Origin of the sequence: Paraburkholderia sp. GAS333 (assembly GCF_050435665.1) — a bacterium.
Taxonomy (GTDB): Bacteria; Pseudomonadota; Gammaproteobacteria; order Burkholderiales; family Burkholderiaceae; genus Paraburkholderia; species Paraburkholderia fungorum_A.
In genome coordinates this window covers 678268-695410 of sequence record NZ_JBNDKS010000001.1, presented here as the reverse complement: position 1 = coordinate 695410, position 17143 = coordinate 678268, and the positions used below count along the sequence as shown (strand labels likewise).

The following is a 17143-nucleotide window of genomic DNA, read 5'->3' as shown; positions in this document are numbered from 1 at the left end:
AGTCGCCCGCAAGGCGGAGCCGCGCCGACGACCGGCCGACGCGTGCAGCCATTCCAGCCTGCATGCTCAATGCCGCTTCTGCAATTGCCAGGCGCCGCTACCTTCCTTGCAGAATTGCGGACGCAGGTTCATCGATTGCCCTTTCGCGCTCAGCACGACCGCCAGATCGCGGCAGGTGCGCGCGCCGTCGTGGGCGGTGCTGGTGATGTTGATCGTCGCGTCGATCTTGACGCTGTTGCCGGTGCCTTCGTTGACCCACGTGCTGCTCTCGCCGTCTTTCTGCTCGTTCAACGCATGGATGACGGCCTGCTTGACCGAATCGTTATCGCGCGGCCTCATGTAGCTAATTGGCGTGTCGTTCAGAAAACCGAGATTCGCCGCTTGCGCGCCGCCGATTGCACCGGCGATCAACAGGCTGCCGGCAGTCAGGTGAAACAGCACACGGGTTCGCATCGACATGAAGTGTTCTCCTTGAGAGTGTTCCGGGCGGTCACGAGCGCCCGGCCGCAGCGCTTGATCTGGACCTCAAAAGCATAGCACGCGCGTTTGAAAGACCCGTTTGGCGCGGCTTGCGCGGGGTCAATCTGTTCCCAACTTCGACATCAGACTGGCACTAGGGCCCCAGCGAGAGTTTAGAACGAGTCCAAGACTTTTTAGGATGCGTCTCATATCAACTCGCAAACTACTTTCTTAAGATGGAATTCTGTTGCGCTTCAGCGTCATCCCGATCTTAGGCAAGCCGTTATGAACACCGTCCTTCTTCTGCAAATTCTCACAGTTGTGGTCGCACTGGTCTGCATCACGCTCGTGCCGGTTGCTATCCGCCACGATCCCGGTCTCGCGCGGCGCGTAGTCCGCATGGACGCCATCCGGCTCGCGCGCTGGCCTAATCTGCTGACGCGGGTCGGCACGGCCTGTCTGCTGGTGTCTTTTGCGATGCTGGTTCTCGCCTGCTATTACCTTCTCGACGGCGCGCCTCAGTAACAAAAAAAAAAGCCGCCCGAAAAACGGACAGCTTCGTCGTTAACTCTTCCCCGATTCAATCCATTCGTGACTGCATGTCAATGCACGGCGACAGCAGGAATTGCCGCTTCGGCCGATGCGTGAACCGCTCCATCCGGCGCTTTATAGCCATCCGTGAGCGTATCTAGAAACGCCACCACGTCCTTGATTTCCGCTTCATCGAGCGCGGGTTTGTCACCCGGCTTGCGATCGAACGGCGGCTCGGTATTCAGATTCGCCCAGTAACGCTGCGGCAGATCGTCGAACTTCTGCACCTTACCCCTCACGACCGGATAGAACTTCTCGGGGTTCGTATCGCGCTCGGCATAAAAGCGCACCACCTGATCGAGCGAATGATAAATGCCGTTGTGGAAGAAGCTCTTCTTCAACGCGATGTTGCGCAGCGTCGGCGTGCGGAAGATGCCACAAAACTCGTCGCGTTTGCCGAGGTCGGTCCGCTCAGGACCACAAGCGCCGAGATCGTAGAAATGCGGATCGCGATTCACCGGCAACGCGCGATTGCGCGGCACGCCGATCGCGATCAGACCGAAATCGCTGAACTGCGGCGGTGCGCCATCCTTGGTGCGCTGGCTGATGTGACAACTCGCGCAATTACCTTTCTGCTCGTCGTTGAAGAGTTGCAGGCCGTGAAGCTCGGCCTTCGTCAGTTGCGCCTTGCCCGCGAGGAATGCGTCGTACTTGCTGGTGTATGGGTAGAAAACTTCGGGCGTCTGCTCGAACGTTTCGAGCGATTGCAGAACCGCCTTGAAGGTGGCGTCCTCATTATCGAAAACGTGTTCGCCGAAGGTCGCGCGGAACGCATCGGCGTAAGGCGCAGCCTTGACCGCCGCGACCACCCTGGCCGGCGTGCTGCCCATTTCGAGCGACGACAGCAACGGAATGCGCGCCTGATCGCTGCCCCGGTCGACGCGGCCGTCCCACGTCAAACCACCAGTCGGGCCCGCGTCGACGCTTTCGTCGCCTTCGTCGTCCGACTCGTGATAGTGCTCGGCAAACGCCGGCACCGATTGCAGATACTTCAGCGTCGGCGCGGCGCGCATGCCGGTGCGGTGCATATCCATGCCGCCCAGTTGCGCCGACAACCCATTGGCAGGCGAAAAAGCATGGTCCGGGCTGTGACACGAAGCACAGGCGAGCCTGCCTGAACCCGAGAGCGACGGATCGAAAAATAGCTGTTTGCCGAGCGCCGTCATCTGCCGCACGGACTCATACACCTGCGCGCGAGATTGACCCGCGCCTTGAGCGGCCACCTTCACCGCCGAAACCGCCAGCGGCGCATCGGGCTGCGCTGCATTCGCGCTCGCTTCCGGCTTGCCTGCATCGCACGCGGCGAGCGTGGCCGCCAACGTGGTGACCGTCAGCACGAGCAGCGCGCTCCGCTTGACGTTCGCAGGCTCGACGCGCTGTCGCGCCGAACGCCGAGCCAGAATTTCCCGAATTTCCGCCAGACCGATCCGCATAGGGTGATGTGTGTTCGCGCCAATGAAGTCAGCGAGCGTATTTCATCTACATGTCGACTAAATGACATTTAGCCTACGCAATATACGAACTCCAAGACGTTCGTAATTATTTACATCTTTCTGTCAAATATATTCTCCAAACTTTCGCTCGCGGTCATTCGTGTAAGGAATGCACCCACCTGTCCCCAACGCGAGAGAGAGAATCCACATCAAATGAACAAGAAACTGATCTGCGCGACGCCCATCGCGATCGCAGCAGCGTTGAGTCTGTATGCATGCGGTGGCAGTGAGATCGGCGATCCTGACATCACGGCGATCAAGAACGTCGTCGTGATATACGCGGAAAACCGTAGCTTCGACAATCTGTACGGCAACTTCCCCGGCGCGAACGGTCTGCAGAACGTGAGCGCCGCCAACTCGACCCAGGTGGATCGCGACGGCTCGACGCTCGCGACGCTGCCGCAGGTGTGGAACGGTCTCACGCAAACCGGCGTGACGCCGGTTGTGACCCAGGCCATGACCGCGAATCTGCCGAACAGCCCGTTCGCCATTGACGATCCGAACGGTTTCAACACGCCGATCACCGCCACGACGCGCGATCTGTATCACCGTTTCTACGAGAACCAGATGCAGATCAACGGCGGCAAGAACGACAAGTTCGCCGCGTGGGCGGATTCGGGCGGCCTCGTGATGGGCCACTATTCGCTCGACGCCGACAAGCTGCCGCTGTGGAAGATCGCGCAGCAATACACGCTCGCCGACAACTTCTTCATGGGCGCATTCGGCGGATCGTTCCTGAATCACCAGTGGCTGGTCTGCGCATGCACGCCGATTTATCCGAATGCGGACAAGAGCCCGGCGGCAGCGTCGATCTCGTCGGTGGAAAGCGACGGCGTGACGCTGAAGCTCGCGTCGAACTCGCCAGCTTCGGCGTTGACGGGCATTCCGAAGTTCGCGTTGTCGGGCAACCTGACGCCTGACTTCTACGCGATCAACACGATGCAGCCGCCGTATCAGCCGAGCGGCAACAAGGCGGCGAGCGGCGGCGACGCGAATCTCGCCGACCCGACGGCCGCCACCACCCTGCCGCCGCAGACGCAAAAGCACATCGGCGACCTGCTGAACGACGCGAAGGTGTCGTGGGCGTGGTACGGCGGTGCGTGGGGCGCAGCGGTGTCGGCGGTGCAGGCCGGCACGTCGAACGTGGTGTACGGCGCGAACCTGACGGCGCCGAACTTCCAGCCGCATCACCAGCCGTTCAACTACTTCGCCGACCTCGCACCGGGCACTGCGAACCGCACGCAGCATCTGCTGGACGGCGGCCTCGCCGGCTCCGAGTTCATCAAGGCGATCGATGCCGGCACGCTGCCGCAAGTGTCGTTCTACAAGCCGCAGGGAAACCTGAACGAACACGCGGGTTACACCGACGTCGCGCAAGGCGATCAGCACATTGCCGATCTGATCTCGCATCTGCAGAAGAGCCCGCAGTGGAAGAACATGCTCGTGGTCGTGACATATGACGAAAACGGCGGTTTCTGGGATCACGTCGCGCCGCCGAAGGCCGACCGTTGGGGCCCGGGCACGCGGATTCCGGCGCTGATCATCTCGCCGTACGCGAAGAAGGGTTTCGTCGATCACACGCAATACGACACGACGTCGATTCTGCGCTTCATCACGCGCCGCTTCTCGCTGCCGACGCTGCCGGGTATCGCCGCACGCGACGCGGCACTGGTGACCAACGGCAGCAAGCCGCTGGGCGATCTGACAGCGGCGTTGACGATCAAACAATGAGCGCGTAGTGGTTTGATTAGCCACGGCGGTTATTGGCAACAGCAGTGAGCATTGGCGCGCCACATCGCGTGATTTTCAACGGGCAGCTTCGGCTGCCCGTTTTTTTTTCGACTGCTGGCACTCGCGTGGTTTTCTTTTCCAGTTCTTCGCCGGTTTTTACCGCCAGTCCGCCTGTGACACAACGCGTTTTCCTGACCGGCGTATGCTTCGACCCAAGGCGCGATCTGTCCCGTCGATGCCGGTACGACGTTCGTCACAATGCATCCTCCGTAACGTGCAGAAGCTTCGCTCACTCATTCAGGAGTTCGACAGCATGACTGGAAAAACCATCAAGGTTCCGGGCCCCGATCACCCCATCACCGTCGAGCCGGCCAAGGCCCGCGTGGTCGTGACGGTTGCCGGCAAGGTGATCGCCGATACGCGCAATGCGTTGGTGTTGCGCGAGGCGTCGTATCCGCCGGTGTATTACCTCCCGCGAAACGATGTGGAGATGACGCTGCTGGAACGCACCGATCACACGACCTATTGCCCCTACAAGGGCGATTGCGCGTACTACAGCGTGCCGCTCGGAGGCGAGCGCACGGTGAATGCAGTGTGGACTTACGAGTCGCCTTATGCGCCGGTGAAGGAGATCGCACAGCATCTCGCGTTTTATCCGGATCGGGTCGATTCGATTGATGTGCAGGGCGAAGGCTGAGTATGACCAGGCACGCGTGTAGCGAAGTGTTCCCGTGACGCTTCGCTGCGCGTGGATGCGGCGCGTGGTGAGCGGCGTGAGTGTTCGAACCGTCGGCGACACTGACACGTTTCGCAACAAAGCGACAAGCGCGAACACGTTGGATCATTTCGAACGTATCGCCGCCACGCCTGCCCTGTCTTCCGGTGAATTGACCATTACATCGGCCCGATTGGGGCCGAGAACTTCACCGCTATTTCACTGACTGGAAAAACCAACCCACTTCAGAGTCCCGCCCATCTTCGTGTACGCTCGCAGCCTGTTTTACAACTACAAAAATTTTATCTGCGAGGTTAGGCATGCACACAAGCGTCCTGAAGTCGGACCTGTCAGTCGGTGACATCATCGGACACGCGGTGATCTGGATTCTCCTCTCCATCGTGACCTTCGGTTTGGCGCTGTTCGTATTTCCGTACTACATGGCTCGCTTCATCATCAGCAGAACGCTGGTGATGGACGCGAGCGGCACGAGAATCGGCCGGCTCGAATGCACGATCGATCTCGCCAGCATTATTGGCAACATCATCATCTGGGCGATCATCAGCGTCCTCACACTTGGGCTCGGATACCTTGTTTTTATGTACAAGATCTACGCCCACTGTCTGAATCACACCCGAATCACGACTGCGTAAAGAACGCTCCTTGATCGCGCGGAGGAGGAGTCGTCATCGCATCGCGCAAGCATTCCACCGCCTTTCAAGGAAAAGCAGATTGCTTGCGTGTCCCATAAACAGCTGCATCCGGCGATCTGCCAGGTTGACACCGCCATAAGAAATACAAAGCTCAGCCATAGGCGGTATTGAGCTGAAGACAGACAGTTCCCAGCGGTGGCTGATGTACAGCAAGGAGCCTACGAAGTGAACGCAATCGGCCATCGCCGAACAAAAAAAGGCCGTCGAGGAAGGCAACAAATTCACGCAACGTGGCTACGCCGAAGTGTGGGCTCGGGATACCGTGCTTGTGCAACGCGTCCGCTCGTTTCTCGGGACGAACTTCCATTGGCACCAGCGGCTATCACGAAGCGGCTCGGCTCTTGAAGTCATGGAGACATTGCAGTCGATGATTCCGGGCGAGAGCGTGGTGTTAGTCGCCGGCCAATTCCGTTCCGGCGGCTCCGTCTCAGTCGCTGCGCCGCCACGGCCGGAAGTACCGAGCTTGCGCGAATCGTTGACGACCGAATACGGTATGAGCTACGACGATGCGACGGCCCGTGTCGAGCACTATAACGACATGGTGGACCGCGTTAATCCCCTCATAAAGGGCCCGCGCTGCATCGAACGTTGATATTTGATTTTTTGGTACGGCAGGAGGGACTCGAACCCCCCACCCTCGGCTTAGAAGGCCGATGCTCTATCCAGCTGAGCTACTGCCGTATTGAATTGAGGCGATGCACCCAGCAACAACGTGCATCACCCGCAATGAGAACCCGCGTGTCGATTAATTCACAGCCCGTGCTCGCGGAAAGCCCAAGCCCATCCATCTGAAATTCTAACTGACCGAACCGAGGACCGGAAACCCTGCGCCGGACTAGCAGCGCTCCACCCGGAAACAGACTGGCCCGGCAGCTTGAGCCGGGCCGGATTATAACCGATCGCTCCCCCTGCGCCACCACGCCTCGGGCGACAGCGGCCATGAAGAGCGACCCGGCGCGATCAAACCGGCTGCGGATGCAGCATGAACCAGCCGAGGAACACGATCCCCGCGATCACGCAGTACACGCCGAACGAAGCGAGGCGTCCACGGCCTTCGAAATAGCGCATCAGGAAACGCACGCTCAGATAGGCGGCGATGGCGGTCAGCACGCCGCCCAGCAGCGCGTCCGCGAGTTGACCCGGAGCGTGGAACAGCTTCGGCAATTCGAGCACGCCCGCGGCGAAGATGATCGGCGTGCCGAGCAGGAACGAGAACTCGGCGGCCTTCTCCGTCGTGAGGCCGGCCGCATTGCCGGCGATCATCGTCAGACCGCTGCGCGAGAAACCCGGAATCAGTGCGCCGATCTGCGCGAGACCGACAAAAAACGCCTGGCGGAACGTGAGTTTTTCCGGCGCCTGATGCGCGCGCGAACGTTGCAGGCGATCGCCGACCCACAGCAACACGCCGTTGACGATCAACGCAATCGCGACGATCCGCAAATCGTGAAAAATCCGCTCGAGGCGTTTTTCCAGCAGCAGCCCAACCAGCCCCGCCGGAATCGTGCCGATGATCAACGCCCACATCATGTGCGCATCGTCATTGCGACGTCCGCCGAAAGACGCGAAGAATCCGCGCACCAGCGCACACCATCGCGCGCGGAAATACCAGAGCAGCGCGAACGCAGTACCGAGGTGCAACGCGACCAGAAACGGCAGCAACTGCGGTGCGTGTTTGTCGATATGCATGCCGAACAGCGCAGGCACGAGCAGCGTATGGCCGAGGCTGCTCACCGGAAACAATTCGGTGACGCCTTGCAGCACGCTCAGAAAGATCAGAAACGACAGGTTCACGCGGCGTCCTTGTAAGGAAAATGTCGGGGAACAGCGCGCCGCGAAGAGAATGACCGGCGCACGAAAAAGCGCACCGATTATGCCTGGCTGCAATGTTAGCGCCAAGCGTTTGGACCACATTCGGAGGAAATATTGGTGCGCTGCGTCACCCTGCGTGACAACTGGAAACTGTTGTTACGCCGCAGCAAGAAAACGGGCCGCCGCGATGGAGGCCTGAGATCCGGAAGGATTTAATGCGCGGAAGCCGGAGGCTTACATTAACCTTGAACTGATTTCGTACACGGCTCGTTCAGGTCCACGATGACGGACCGTCGGACAACGCGATCCGTCGGAATCAGCGGTCGAGCTTATGGAAGAAATACACCGTGCTTGCTGCGAACATGCCGAACAACGCCACACCCATTGCCATTGCGAGATCCATAACGCCTCCTGATCCTAGCTTGCCCGGAAGTCGGAGTTACCGGGCAGACAGGCGATTATCGGCAAGGATGGCGCTTGTGCGACACCCGCAATTTCCCGGGAAGGGTTTCCCCGTAGCGCAAAGCAGCGCAAAATCCTTCTCTTACAGGACGTCGCGACGCAATACGAACCTCCTCGACACAGGGTCGAACCGGCTTCGGACGTGCTTTGATCCCGTGTTTGATTCGTGCCCTGATCCCATCATCAACTTCACTCATCAGCTCATCGACCATGCCTCTTACCCCGCAGCAGGACATTCTCGAGATTGCCCAGGACGCCTCCGTGCTCCGCTTTTCGCCGCAAGCCGGCGGCCGTCTGCTGTCGTGGACGATCGACGGCGAAGAGGTGATCCATTGGCCCGAACACGCCGACTGGAGCGACCCGGCGAAAATTCGCGGTGGTAATCCGCTGCTCTTTCCCTTCCTCGGGCGACATCGTGTGGACGGGAAGATCGGCTATTGGCGTGACACCGAGGGCACGGTGCGCGAGTTGCCAATGCACGGCTTCGCCCGCGACCTGCCGTTCGAGCCGCACGCCGACGTGCATGGCGCCGGCCTGCGCATGGTCCTGACGGACAGCGAGGCGACCCGCACCGGCTATCCGTTCGGTTTCCGTTTCGAAGCCGCGTACACGCTGATCGATGCACGTACGCTGGACGTCACACTCACGACGACCAATACGGGCGACACGCGTCTGCCCTACTACGCGGGTCATCATTTCTATTTCACGCTGCCGCATACGCAGCGGGCGGAGACGAAGCTGGAACTGCCGCCAACCGAACGGTGCTATCAGCAGCCGGATGGCTCGATCAGCGCGCGCGAGCCGGGCGAATCCAGCTACACGCTCGACGAAGCGCGAATCCATGACCGCTTCCACTGCCTCCAAGGCACGCCGGACCAACCGGTGCGGATCGTGGCGCCGGGCATCGACCGGATTATCACGATCGACCTGAAACGGCCGGGCTCAGTGCCCTGGTACTCCGTGACGACGTGGACCGAAAAGCCGGAGTCGGATTTTTACTGCGTCGAGCCGTGGCTCGGACTGCCCGACGCGATCCACAACGGCCAGGGCTTGCGTTGGCTCGAACCGGGTCAGACGGAAGCCGCGACGCTGCGGATCACCGTCGAAAAGACACCGGCGGCGGCACGATAAAAGAGAGGCAGCAAGGGGCGCGCTCGGGGTTCGACGCCCCCTTTTTCTGTGCTGCAATGCAAAACCGTTAGAATCGGACGCTTTGTATCCATCTGCCACGTGATCGGGATCGGCGCGCGGCAGGGCTTTGCGAGGTCCAATGCAGGGAACAACAACAATGATCAAACGACTCGCCTGCGCGTCGTTGCTGGCTCTGGTCGCCGCGTGCGGCTCGGCGCCGGTGGCGCCAGGCTTCTATCGGGTCGAACGGGGCGATACGCTGACGCAAATCGCGCGGAGTAACCGGCAGTCGGTGCAAAGCATCGTCCGTTGGAACAATCTGACCAATCCGGACAGTATCGAAGTCGGCCAGGTGCTGCGCGTCGTGCCGCCTGCGGGCGTACCGTCGACGAGCGGTGCAGTGCGCAGCAGCGGTGGTGGCAATGCCAGCGCTTCTTCCGCCGCACCACGTCCGGCACCGGCCGAAAGCGCGCCATCGGCAGCGCCGGCTTCGACGATTTCGCTCATCTGGCCGGTCGACGGCACCGTGATCCGCCGCTTCGACGGCGGCAATTCGAAGGGCATCGACATCACAGCCGCTCCTGGCACGCCGGTGGTCGCGGCCGCGCCGGGCACGGTCGTCTATGCGGGCAATGGTTTGCGCGGTTACGGCAATCTGCTGATCCTCAAACACAACGGCGAGTATCTGACCGCCTACGCGCACAACCGTGCGCTGATGGTGAAGGAAGGCGAAGCGGTCAAACGCGGTGAGAAAATCGCCGAAATGGGCGACACGGACACCGACCGCACAATGCTGCACTTCGAACTGCGTTACCAGGGTCGATCGATCGACCCGTCGCGGTCGCTGCCGCCGCGCTAGCGGCGGAAGAGCACCCGCGACACCCCGGGCACGCGCCCTGCAAGCGCAGTCCGGGGAACCCGGCGTGCTATAAAACGCCCAATCGACACGACGTGGCTGCACGCCACGTCCTTCTCCGTTATCTGTAAGGAATTTGCAATGAAGAGCGCTTTTGCGTCCGTTTCGACGGCAGTCGCGATCGGTTTCGGCCTCCTGACGCTCGGAAGCCTCGGCGGCTGCGCCAGCACGACCACCATGACCTACCTGCCGAGCGGCGACACCGGCTTCGCCATCAACTGCAGCGGTAGCGACGCGAGTTCCAGCTGGGCCGAGTGCTATAAGCGCGCGGGCGAAGTCTGCGGCAATTACGGCTACGACGTCGTTTCGAAAGATGTCGACAACGGCGCGACGTCCGGTGGCACGGTCGGCGGAATTTTTGGCGCGAATGTGAAGAACCGCTCGATGGTGGTTCGCTGCAAACAGTAATCAACGGCCCAAGGGTTGCGCGCGAGTTGTAATCAGGTAGTCCGTCTGCGACGAAAAATCGCTTCCGTGATCCCGGCGCATGCGAATCCGCAATGACCGGCGCGCCAATCCAGACGAAAAAAAAGCCCGGCACGAGGCCGGGCTAACGGGGGTTCGGCGCATATCGGCAAAGGACCGGTTCACCATGCGCCAGAACGAAATCTAACAACCCGCATTTACAAGCGCAATCTATTAATTGCTCTAACAATGTGACACGACGAACAGTATCCGCATTCCACGAACCGTAAATGTCGGAAATAAACCGGCGATATTCGGCGCGCGTTTGGAGTTTTAAAACAGCGAATAGAGCAAATCAGAATTCGTGGATAGCCCGCCGGGCCGCACTACTCCATCGTCTTCGCGGGGTGGCTCAGAATTGCCTGAGGAAAGGCCTTTGGCCGATTTTAGCTAACTCGCCTAGCACCTAAACGACACGAGTCTGGCGATTTATCCGCCGCATAATCTTGGTGCGCCAACGCACCAAACCGACATATTAGTTGTTATGGCCGATCAACCATAATAGTCTACATCTCGAAAATAAAATTCGCGAATAGCGAAATATTAAATCCCGTCAAATCAACCGACAAATTGCGAAGTCGCAATTCAATTGAACATTCCGGTTTCATCAAACAAATGATAAGCGCGAGCAACGAGTGTTAAATCCAGCCGGCTCGCGAAAGCCGGCCGGATTTAACCGCGCTCACATGACCCGCAATCCGAGTTCGGTGATCAGCACCGCCGCCTGCTGATGCGAAATCGTCGCGCCCTTGAAGAGCGCGGCATCGACCAGCCGCACGCCGCTCAGATCGGTGTCGCGCAAGTCCGCGCCGTCGAAGCGCGCGCCCTTCAGATGCGCATTCCTCAAACTGCCGCCCTCGAAGATCGCTTCACGGAAATCGACGCCGGCCACATCGGCGTCGGAAAAATCGAGCTGCTGCAAAGTGGCCTTGCGAAACGACAGGCCACGCAGATGCGCGCCGACCAGCAAGGTTTCGACAAAGCTCAAACCGAGCGCCGTGCAGGCCTCGAAGTTCGCGCCGGTCAGCTTGCAACCGCGAAACGACGCAGACGCAAGCTTCGCGCGCCGCCAGCTGGTGTTGTTCAGATCACTCGACTGAAACGCGGCGTCGACCAGATCGGCGGATGCGAAGTCGGCCTGGCGGCCGCGGCAACGAACCCAGCGGGTCTGCGACAACGCTGCGCTAAAAAATGAAGTTTCGACAATCGAGCAGCGATGAAACTCGGCGCCACGCAGATCGAGCCGGGAGAGATCCACGCCTTCGAAATCGCAGTCGGTAAAATGAAGCGGCTCTTTGTGACCGGCTTCACGTCGCGCATTATTCGCCTCGATCAGGCGCTTGACGTCGTCGCGCGTCAGGGTGGCGTCGCTCACCGCGTAGCTTTGCGCGCCCGGCGCCTGCGTCGTTGAATCCAGTGACATGTAGGTTCAGAATCGATTTAGAAAGACCCTAAGCGTACCGGAACGCGCGTCCGCCTGGCGGCTCGCGCCGATGGTTTATAGTTACGGCCCCGTCAGACCCCGCTTACGATGACTTCCACCAACACCCCGAACGACACCCCCAACGACGCCGCCCACAGCCCGCTCTACGCGAAGCTGCTCGGGGAAACCGCGAAAATCGGCTGGACCGAACTCGAACGCTTTTTCGCGCGCGGCATCTTGCTGCGCGTGGCGCGCGACCTCGACCTGGTGAGTGTCGCCGAGGCCATCGCCAGCGACGACACGACCCAGGTCACGCAATGGCTGTCGTCGGGTCTCGTCGAACGGGTCCAGGCGGAAACCGCCGCCGATTTCGCCGCGCGCGATCCCGACCTGTGGGCCGTGGTCGTGTCGCCGTGGGTGTGCGTGCAGGAACGCAGTTGAGCGACGCCGCGCGCGCGGCGGATTCCGCGAACTCCGCGGGCACCCCCGCCGCAATCGACCCCGATGCCTCGACTCTGCCGCCCGCCGTGCCTGTGCACTGGCATCGCCGCGTGCTGGGACTGGCATTCCCGATCGTCCTCGCCAATCTGACCCAGCCGATTCTCGGTGCGGTCGATACCGCCGTCGCCGGCCATCTGGACAGCGCGTCCTATCTCGGCGGCGTCGCGCTCGGCGGACTGTTTTTCAACTTCGTGTTCTGGGGTTTCGGCTTCCTGCGCATGGGCACCACCGGGCTCGTCGCGCAGGCGCACGGGGGGGCTAATCACGCGGAATTGCGCAACACCGTGCTGCGCGCGCTGCTGATCGCCGCCGCGATCGGCGCGGCAGTACTCGCGCTGCAAATGCCGCTGATCGACTATGCGCTGCGCCTGATCGGCGGCAGCGACGCGGTGCAGCGTCACGCGCGAATCTACTGCCACGCGCGCATCTGGGCCGCGCCGCTCGCGCTCGGCAATTACGTCGTACTCGGGTGGATGCTCGGCACGCAGCGGGTACGGCTTGCGCTGCTGTCGCAGGTGTTCATCAATAGCGTGAACGTCGTGGCCGTGCTGCTCTTTGTGTATGGATTCGATTGGGGCGTGGCCGGAATCGGCGCGGCCACCGCCACCGCCGACGCGCTCGGTTTCGTGCTCGGCGCCGCGCTGCTGTGGCACGGCCGGCCGCGCGGGCTGCCGCCGGTGAACCGCGCCGCCCTCTTCGAGGGCGCGGCGCTGAAGCGACTTATCGTGCTGAATCGCGACATTTTTATCCGTACCTTGTGCGTGCTGTCGTCATTCGGATGGTTTGCGCATCTCGGCGCGCGGCAAGGCGACGCGACACTCGCCGCCAACGCGCTGCTGCTCAATTTTCAAACCTTCATGGCTTATGGACTCGACGGTTTCGCGCACGCCGCCGAGGCGCTCGTCGGCGCGGCGATCGGCGCGCGCGACCGGCACGCGTTCGTGCAGGCGGTGAAGGTCACGGCGCTGTGGTCCGCGATCGGCGCGCTGGGTTTCTCGCTCGTGTATTGGGGCGCGGGCTCGTGGATCGTCGCCCGCCTGACCGATCAGAGCGCCGTGCGCGACGTTGCCGACACGTATTTGCCGTGGGCCGCGCTGTCGCCGGTGATCTCGGTGTGGGGATTTCTGCTCGATGGCGTGTTCATCGGCGCGACCCGCACGGCCGAATTAATGAGATCGATGATGGTGTCGCTAGTGGTATTCGTGGCCGTGTCGTGGGCGCTGCTTGCGCTGTACGGCAATCACGGCCTGTGGGCCGCGATGATGGTTTTCATGGCCGTCCGCGGCGTCACGCTGGTGCGGTATCTGCCAGGCGTCGTGCGCGGCCTGGCAGGTTCAGAAGCACACGCATGAACGCAGATGCCGACTCGCAGTCTCGCGTAATGGCGTCATTACGCGCCGTCGTCCGGTAGAAAGCCGCCAACGCATCCGCATGCATTTCGCATAGCGGGACCCCGTTACGGCTTGAAACAAGCGCATACATATCCGTCGTAAAGCTCGCCCTAGAATGACTTCAGCCCGCGCTCTCCGCGCGAACAGTCTGCGCGGGTCAGAAGTGCCGGCGTGCCCGCGTCGGCGCTTCGCCTATCCTTTTCAACGTACGACGAATGCAAAGCGAGCGGCCGCCAGAACCTTAAGGCGAGGTCGGCATCATGACAGGCGGACGGGTGTCGGTCGGGACGCCGTGATAATCGGCGGGATCTTGCGGCGGGTGGCCGTGGTGGATTGACGGGTCGTCCGCGCAACCGGCGAGGCCGGCGGAAGTGGCAAACGCGGCGGTCAATAACAGCGCAATCATCGGAACGCGAAACATAGACAGTCGTCTCTCCAGACAGAAACAGATAACGGCAACCAGGTGGAAAGCCGGGCGCCGAGAGTCTACCTGCAAAGCCTTTCACGCGACGCCGCGACTCCCGCAGCATCCCTCCCATTTCGTTACGCGTGACCTACTATGAAGTCACAGCCACATGTCATAGGAGACTGCCATGGACGCTGAAACGATCGCGGGTCTGATCGGGCTCGCAATAGGTCTGGCCGTGCTGCTAGCGCTGTCGATTTTCGAATCGAGAACCTACCGGCGCGAACACGATGGCGAAGGAATGCTGCATCACTGGCTGACTCATCAGCACGTTCATATGCCTCACTGGAAGCGGCCACGGCATTGAGCGGATCGAAGTTTTTGTCTGCTTTTCCCCGGTGATGGTTGACCGCGTGGCGAATGCGGATTGTGGGAACCGGTTTGTCAGATTGGCGCATCGATCGATACGCCAATCTGACTAGCGCGCAATGTGCTCCTGTTCCCTGTTGTTCAACTGCTCCGCCGCTCCATTCATGAGCGGCTTCATTCAGCGTGATACGCGCCAGCGCACGCACTGCCTCGTCGCAGCACCTTCGCCAATTCTTCCTGCCAGACGCTTACGTTTTTTCGCGACGTCCAACGCTCCTTCTATAGCCGTTGCCGCCCTTTTAGGCACATGCCTTGCTGACTATCGATCTGCGAGGCGCGCTTTTGAAAGTGCGTCAATTGTCCCGGCGCTCACGCGCCGAACCAACCGGCGATGCGGCCCAGCCTTCCCGAGGGCCAGACAGGGAGAACTCGAATGACCATCGGAACCATCCTGCTTATTGTGCTCATCCTGCTGCTGATCGGCGCACTCCCGAGCTGGCCGTATAGCAGCGGCTGGGGCTACCGACCGACCGGACTGCTCGGCGTCGTGCTGATCATCGTGATCATTCTGTTGCTGATGGGCCGCATATAAACACAGCGAAAAGCCGCGACTACGAACTCTTTTCACATCCGACGCAATTCGGGATTGACTCTGGCACGGCATGCCTCTATTATCCTGCCTTCGTCGGAGCGTAGCGCAGCCTGGTAGCGCATCTGATTTGGGATCAGAGGGTCGAAGGTTCGAATCCTTTCGCTCCGACCACGAAAAGCAACACGAAACCCGCGTAGCCTCCGGCTTCGCGGGTTTTTGCTTTTTGTGCGTCGTTTGTACGGGGTCGAGCGTCCGCTTACCACACCCCGCACACGCCCGTTACGCTCGACGTTCACGCGTTTTATCGACGTCGCCGTGGTGCATCGACCTTGCGGCCTCGCAGGCCCGCATGCGACAGTCCTTCAAAACCGGCGCACAGGTGACATCAGCGATGACATCCAGCGACGCGCCACAAACAGAGTCAAGGAGACACGCATGGATCTGATTCTCTGGCGTCACGCCGAAGCCGAAGACTACGCCGCCAGCGATCTCGCCCGCGCGCTCACCACGCGTGGCCGCAAGCAGGCGCAGAACGTCGCCAAGTGGCTACGCACCCGTTTGCCCGCCGATGCCGTGGTTCTCGCGAGCCCTGCCGTGCGCACCATCCAGACCGCCGAAACCTTGAGCGACCAGTATCGCGTGGTGCGCGAACTCGCGCCCAACGCAAGCGCCGACGACGTGCTCACCGCAGCAGGCTGGCCGAACGGGATCGCGCAGACCGTGGTGATCGTGGGCCATCAACCGACGCTCGGTCATGTGGCCGCGCGACTGCTCGGCAACAGTCCGGCAAGCTGGCCGCTGAAAAAAGCCGGCGTGTGGTGGATTGCAAGCCGCGAGCGCGACGGCGGCGAGCAGGCCGTATTGCGGGCGGCAATGAGCCCCGATCTGATCTAACGCAAACGCAATGCGTGCCGGATTGAACGCCGCAGATTAAAGCGCCGTGCGCCGCCCAGGCACACCAGAGCGCCGGTCAATCACCCCTCTTCCGCCCCTCCCGGTCGCGCGAAAACAACACTCGCGCGACCCGCTCCCGACATTACAAGCCGCGCGCACGCGGCTTACAGGCAGTCATTCAATCGTCATGGCTTTGCCATGCGAACGTCACCAGGCGTTACTACATTGGCGAAAAAAGAAACCTTACTTTTTTCGAACAGGACCTCCCAATGCGAGAACTGCCGACGCCCACCCTGCCCCTCGCTTCGATCTTCGAAACGCGCAGTCTGCCGCGCGCCGAGGAGACGGTCACCGCGCAGCATCGCCTGCAAGTAACGTGGGCGCGCACCGACGAAGAATTGCGCGAAGCACAGCGTCTGCGCTACCGCGTATTCGCCGATGAAATGGGCGCGCGTCTGACCGGCCCTGCAGGTCTCGACGTCGATGCATTCGATGCTTATTGCGATCACCTGCTGGTGCGCGATCTCGACACGCTGAAGGTAGTCGGCACGTATCGCGCATTGCCGCCGCATCAGGCCGCGCGCATCGGGCGTCTGTATGCGGAAAGCGAGTTCGACGTGTCGCGTCTCACGCACCTGCGCGCGAAGATGGTCGAAGTGGGCCGCTCGTGCGTGCATCCCGACTATCGCAGCGGCTCGGTGATCATGTCGCTGTGGGCCGGGCTCGCCGCGTACATGAAGCACAACGGCTACGAGACGATGCTCGGCTGCGCGAGCGTCGCGATGGTCGACGGCGGCCACTATGCGGCGAATCTGTATTGCTCGTTGCGCGACACCGCGCTGACGGCGCCGGAATATCGCGCATTCCCGCACACGCCGCTGCCGGTCGACGAATTGCAGACGGGTGCCGAAGTCGCACCGCCGCCGCTCGTGAAGGGCTATCTGCGTCTCGGCGCGAAGATCTGTGGCGCACCGGCGTGGGATCCTGACTTCAATACCGCCGACTTCCTGACCCTGCTGCGGCTTTCCGATATCAACGCGCGTTACGCCCGTCACTTTCTCGGCGAATGACACCGCGTTAAA

19 protein-coding genes and 2 tRNA genes are annotated in these 17143 nt (G+C 61.2%); 15 read left to right on the top strand and 6 right to left on the bottom strand.

Annotated elements, in window-relative coordinates; translation table 11 throughout:
* Positions 1–66: 66 nt before the first annotated feature.
* Positions 67–459: an RT0821/Lpp0805 family surface protein gene (locus ABH945_RS03245; protein WP_074764796.1), complete on the bottom strand. Its 393-nt coding sequence runs from the start codon at positions 457–459 to the stop codon at positions 67–69.
* Positions 460–744: 285 nt separating this feature from the next.
* On the opposite strand from ABH945_RS03245, the gene ABH945_RS03240 reads away from it, so the two are divergent.
* The gene (locus ABH945_RS03240; RefSeq protein ID WP_429249683.1) at positions 745–984 is read left to right on the top strand and encodes a hypothetical protein; all 240 of its coding nucleotides are present in this window, start codon (positions 745–747) and stop codon (positions 982–984) included.
* Between the two features lie 77 nt (positions 985–1061).
* On the opposite strand, the gene ABH945_RS03235 is transcribed toward ABH945_RS03240, so the two are convergent.
* Complete coding sequence (locus ABH945_RS03235) at positions 1062–2483, bottom strand: cytochrome-c peroxidase (protein ID WP_429249682.1); 1422 nt, start codon at positions 2481–2483, stop codon at positions 1062–1064.
* A gap of 213 nt (positions 2484–2696) precedes the next feature.
* Here ABH945_RS03235 and ABH945_RS03230 point away from each other — a divergent pair, with 213 nt between their 5' ends.
* From ABH945_RS03230 to ABH945_RS03215, 4 genes are all read left to right on the top strand, one after another.
* Positions 2697–4274 carry an acid phosphatase gene (locus tag ABH945_RS03230; RefSeq protein ID WP_074764800.1) on the top strand — a complete coding sequence of 526 codons (1578 nt, stop codon included), beginning with the start codon at positions 2697–2699 and terminating at the stop codon, positions 4272–4274.
* Positions 4275–4587: 313 nt separating this feature from the next.
* Positions 4588–4971 carry a DUF427 domain-containing protein gene (locus tag ABH945_RS03225; protein WP_429249681.1) on the top strand — a complete coding sequence of 128 codons (384 nt, stop codon included), beginning with the start codon at positions 4588–4590 and terminating at the stop codon, positions 4969–4971.
* Positions 4972–5309: 338 nt separating this feature from the next.
* On the top strand, positions 5310–5642 hold the full coding sequence (locus ABH945_RS03220; RefSeq protein ID WP_429249680.1) for a DUF6693 family protein: 333 nt from the start codon (positions 5310–5312) through the stop codon (positions 5640–5642).
* A gap of 409 nt (positions 5643–6051) precedes the next feature.
* Entirely contained in the window at positions 6052–6294 is a 243-nt protein-coding gene (locus ABH945_RS03215) for a hypothetical protein (RefSeq protein WP_429249679.1), read from the top strand.
* A gap of 12 nt (positions 6295–6306) precedes the next feature.
* Here ABH945_RS03215 and ABH945_RS03210 read toward each other — a convergent pair.
* Positions 6307–6383, bottom strand: a tRNA-Arg gene (locus ABH945_RS03210).
* 279 nt (positions 6384–6662) lie between these two features.
* The gene (locus tag ABH945_RS03205) at positions 6663–7493 is read right to left on the bottom strand and encodes an undecaprenyl-diphosphate phosphatase (protein WP_074766499.1); all 831 of its coding nucleotides are present in this window, start codon (positions 7491–7493) and stop codon (positions 6663–6665) included.
* A 690-nt stretch (positions 7494–8183) separates the two neighbouring features.
* Here ABH945_RS03205 and ABH945_RS03200 point away from each other — a divergent pair.
* From ABH945_RS03200 to ABH945_RS03190, 3 genes are all read left to right on the top strand, one after another.
* Positions 8184–9104, top strand: coding sequence for an aldose epimerase (locus ABH945_RS03200; RefSeq protein WP_429249678.1), 921 nt, complete (start codon positions 8184–8186; stop codon positions 9102–9104).
* Positions 9105–9243: 139 nt separating this feature from the next.
* Positions 9244–9963, top strand: coding sequence for a peptidoglycan DD-metalloendopeptidase family protein (locus ABH945_RS03195; protein ID WP_429249677.1), 720 nt, complete (start codon positions 9244–9246; stop codon positions 9961–9963).
* 138 nt (positions 9964–10101) lie between these two features.
* Complete coding sequence (locus tag ABH945_RS03190; RefSeq protein ID WP_074764813.1) at positions 10102–10428, top strand: hypothetical protein; 327 nt, start codon at positions 10102–10104, stop codon at positions 10426–10428.
* 739 nt (positions 10429–11167) lie between these two features.
* On the opposite strand, the gene ABH945_RS03185 is transcribed toward ABH945_RS03190, so the two are convergent.
* The gene (locus ABH945_RS03185; protein ID WP_429249676.1) at positions 11168–11908 is read right to left on the bottom strand and encodes a pentapeptide repeat-containing protein; all 741 of its coding nucleotides are present in this window, start codon (positions 11906–11908) and stop codon (positions 11168–11170) included.
* A 108-nt stretch (positions 11909–12016) separates the two neighbouring features.
* On the opposite strand from ABH945_RS03185, the gene ABH945_RS03180 reads away from it, so the two are divergent.
* Both ABH945_RS03180 and ABH945_RS03175 read left to right on the top strand, forming a co-directional pair.
* Positions 12017–12349 (top strand): DUF2288 domain-containing protein, encoded by a 333-nt coding sequence (locus tag ABH945_RS03180; protein WP_074764817.1) that lies wholly within the window; start codon positions 12017–12019, stop codon positions 12347–12349.
* Positions 12350–12402: 53 nt separating this feature from the next.
* The gene (locus tag ABH945_RS03175) at positions 12403–13761 is read left to right on the top strand and encodes an MATE family efflux transporter (protein WP_429250357.1); all 1359 of its coding nucleotides are present in this window, start codon (positions 12403–12405) and stop codon (positions 13759–13761) included.
* Between the two features lie 280 nt (positions 13762–14041).
* Here ABH945_RS03175 and ABH945_RS03170 read toward each other — a convergent pair whose 3' ends face one another.
* The gene (locus ABH945_RS03170; protein ID WP_074764819.1) at positions 14042–14221 is read right to left on the bottom strand and encodes a hypothetical protein; all 180 of its coding nucleotides are present in this window, start codon (positions 14219–14221) and stop codon (positions 14042–14044) included.
* Between the two features lie 172 nt (positions 14222–14393).
* Here ABH945_RS03170 and ABH945_RS03165 point away from each other — a divergent pair, with 172 nt between their 5' ends.
* The 5 genes from ABH945_RS03165 (at position 14394) to ABH945_RS03145 (ending at position 17131) form a co-directional block, all read left to right on the top strand.
* Positions 14394–14573: a hypothetical protein gene (locus tag ABH945_RS03165; protein WP_074764821.1), complete on the top strand. Its 180-nt coding sequence runs from the start codon at positions 14394–14396 to the stop codon at positions 14571–14573.
* Positions 14574–15008: 435 nt separating this feature from the next.
* Positions 15009–15167, top strand: coding sequence for a DUF3309 family protein (locus tag ABH945_RS03160; RefSeq protein ID WP_074764823.1), 159 nt, complete (start codon positions 15009–15011; stop codon positions 15165–15167).
* Positions 15168–15261: 94 nt separating this feature from the next.
* A tRNA-Pro gene (locus tag ABH945_RS03155) sits at positions 15262–15338 on the top strand.
* 264 nt (positions 15339–15602) lie between these two features.
* Entirely contained in the window at positions 15603–16061 is a 459-nt protein-coding gene (gene sixA / locus ABH945_RS03150) for a phosphohistidine phosphatase SixA (protein WP_074764825.1), read from the top strand.
* 269 nt (positions 16062–16330) lie between these two features.
* Positions 16331–17131 (top strand): GNAT family N-acetyltransferase, encoded by an 801-nt coding sequence (locus ABH945_RS03145; RefSeq protein ID WP_429249675.1) that lies wholly within the window; start codon positions 16331–16333, stop codon positions 17129–17131.
* The last annotated feature ends 12 nt before the right edge of the window (positions 17132–17143 follow it).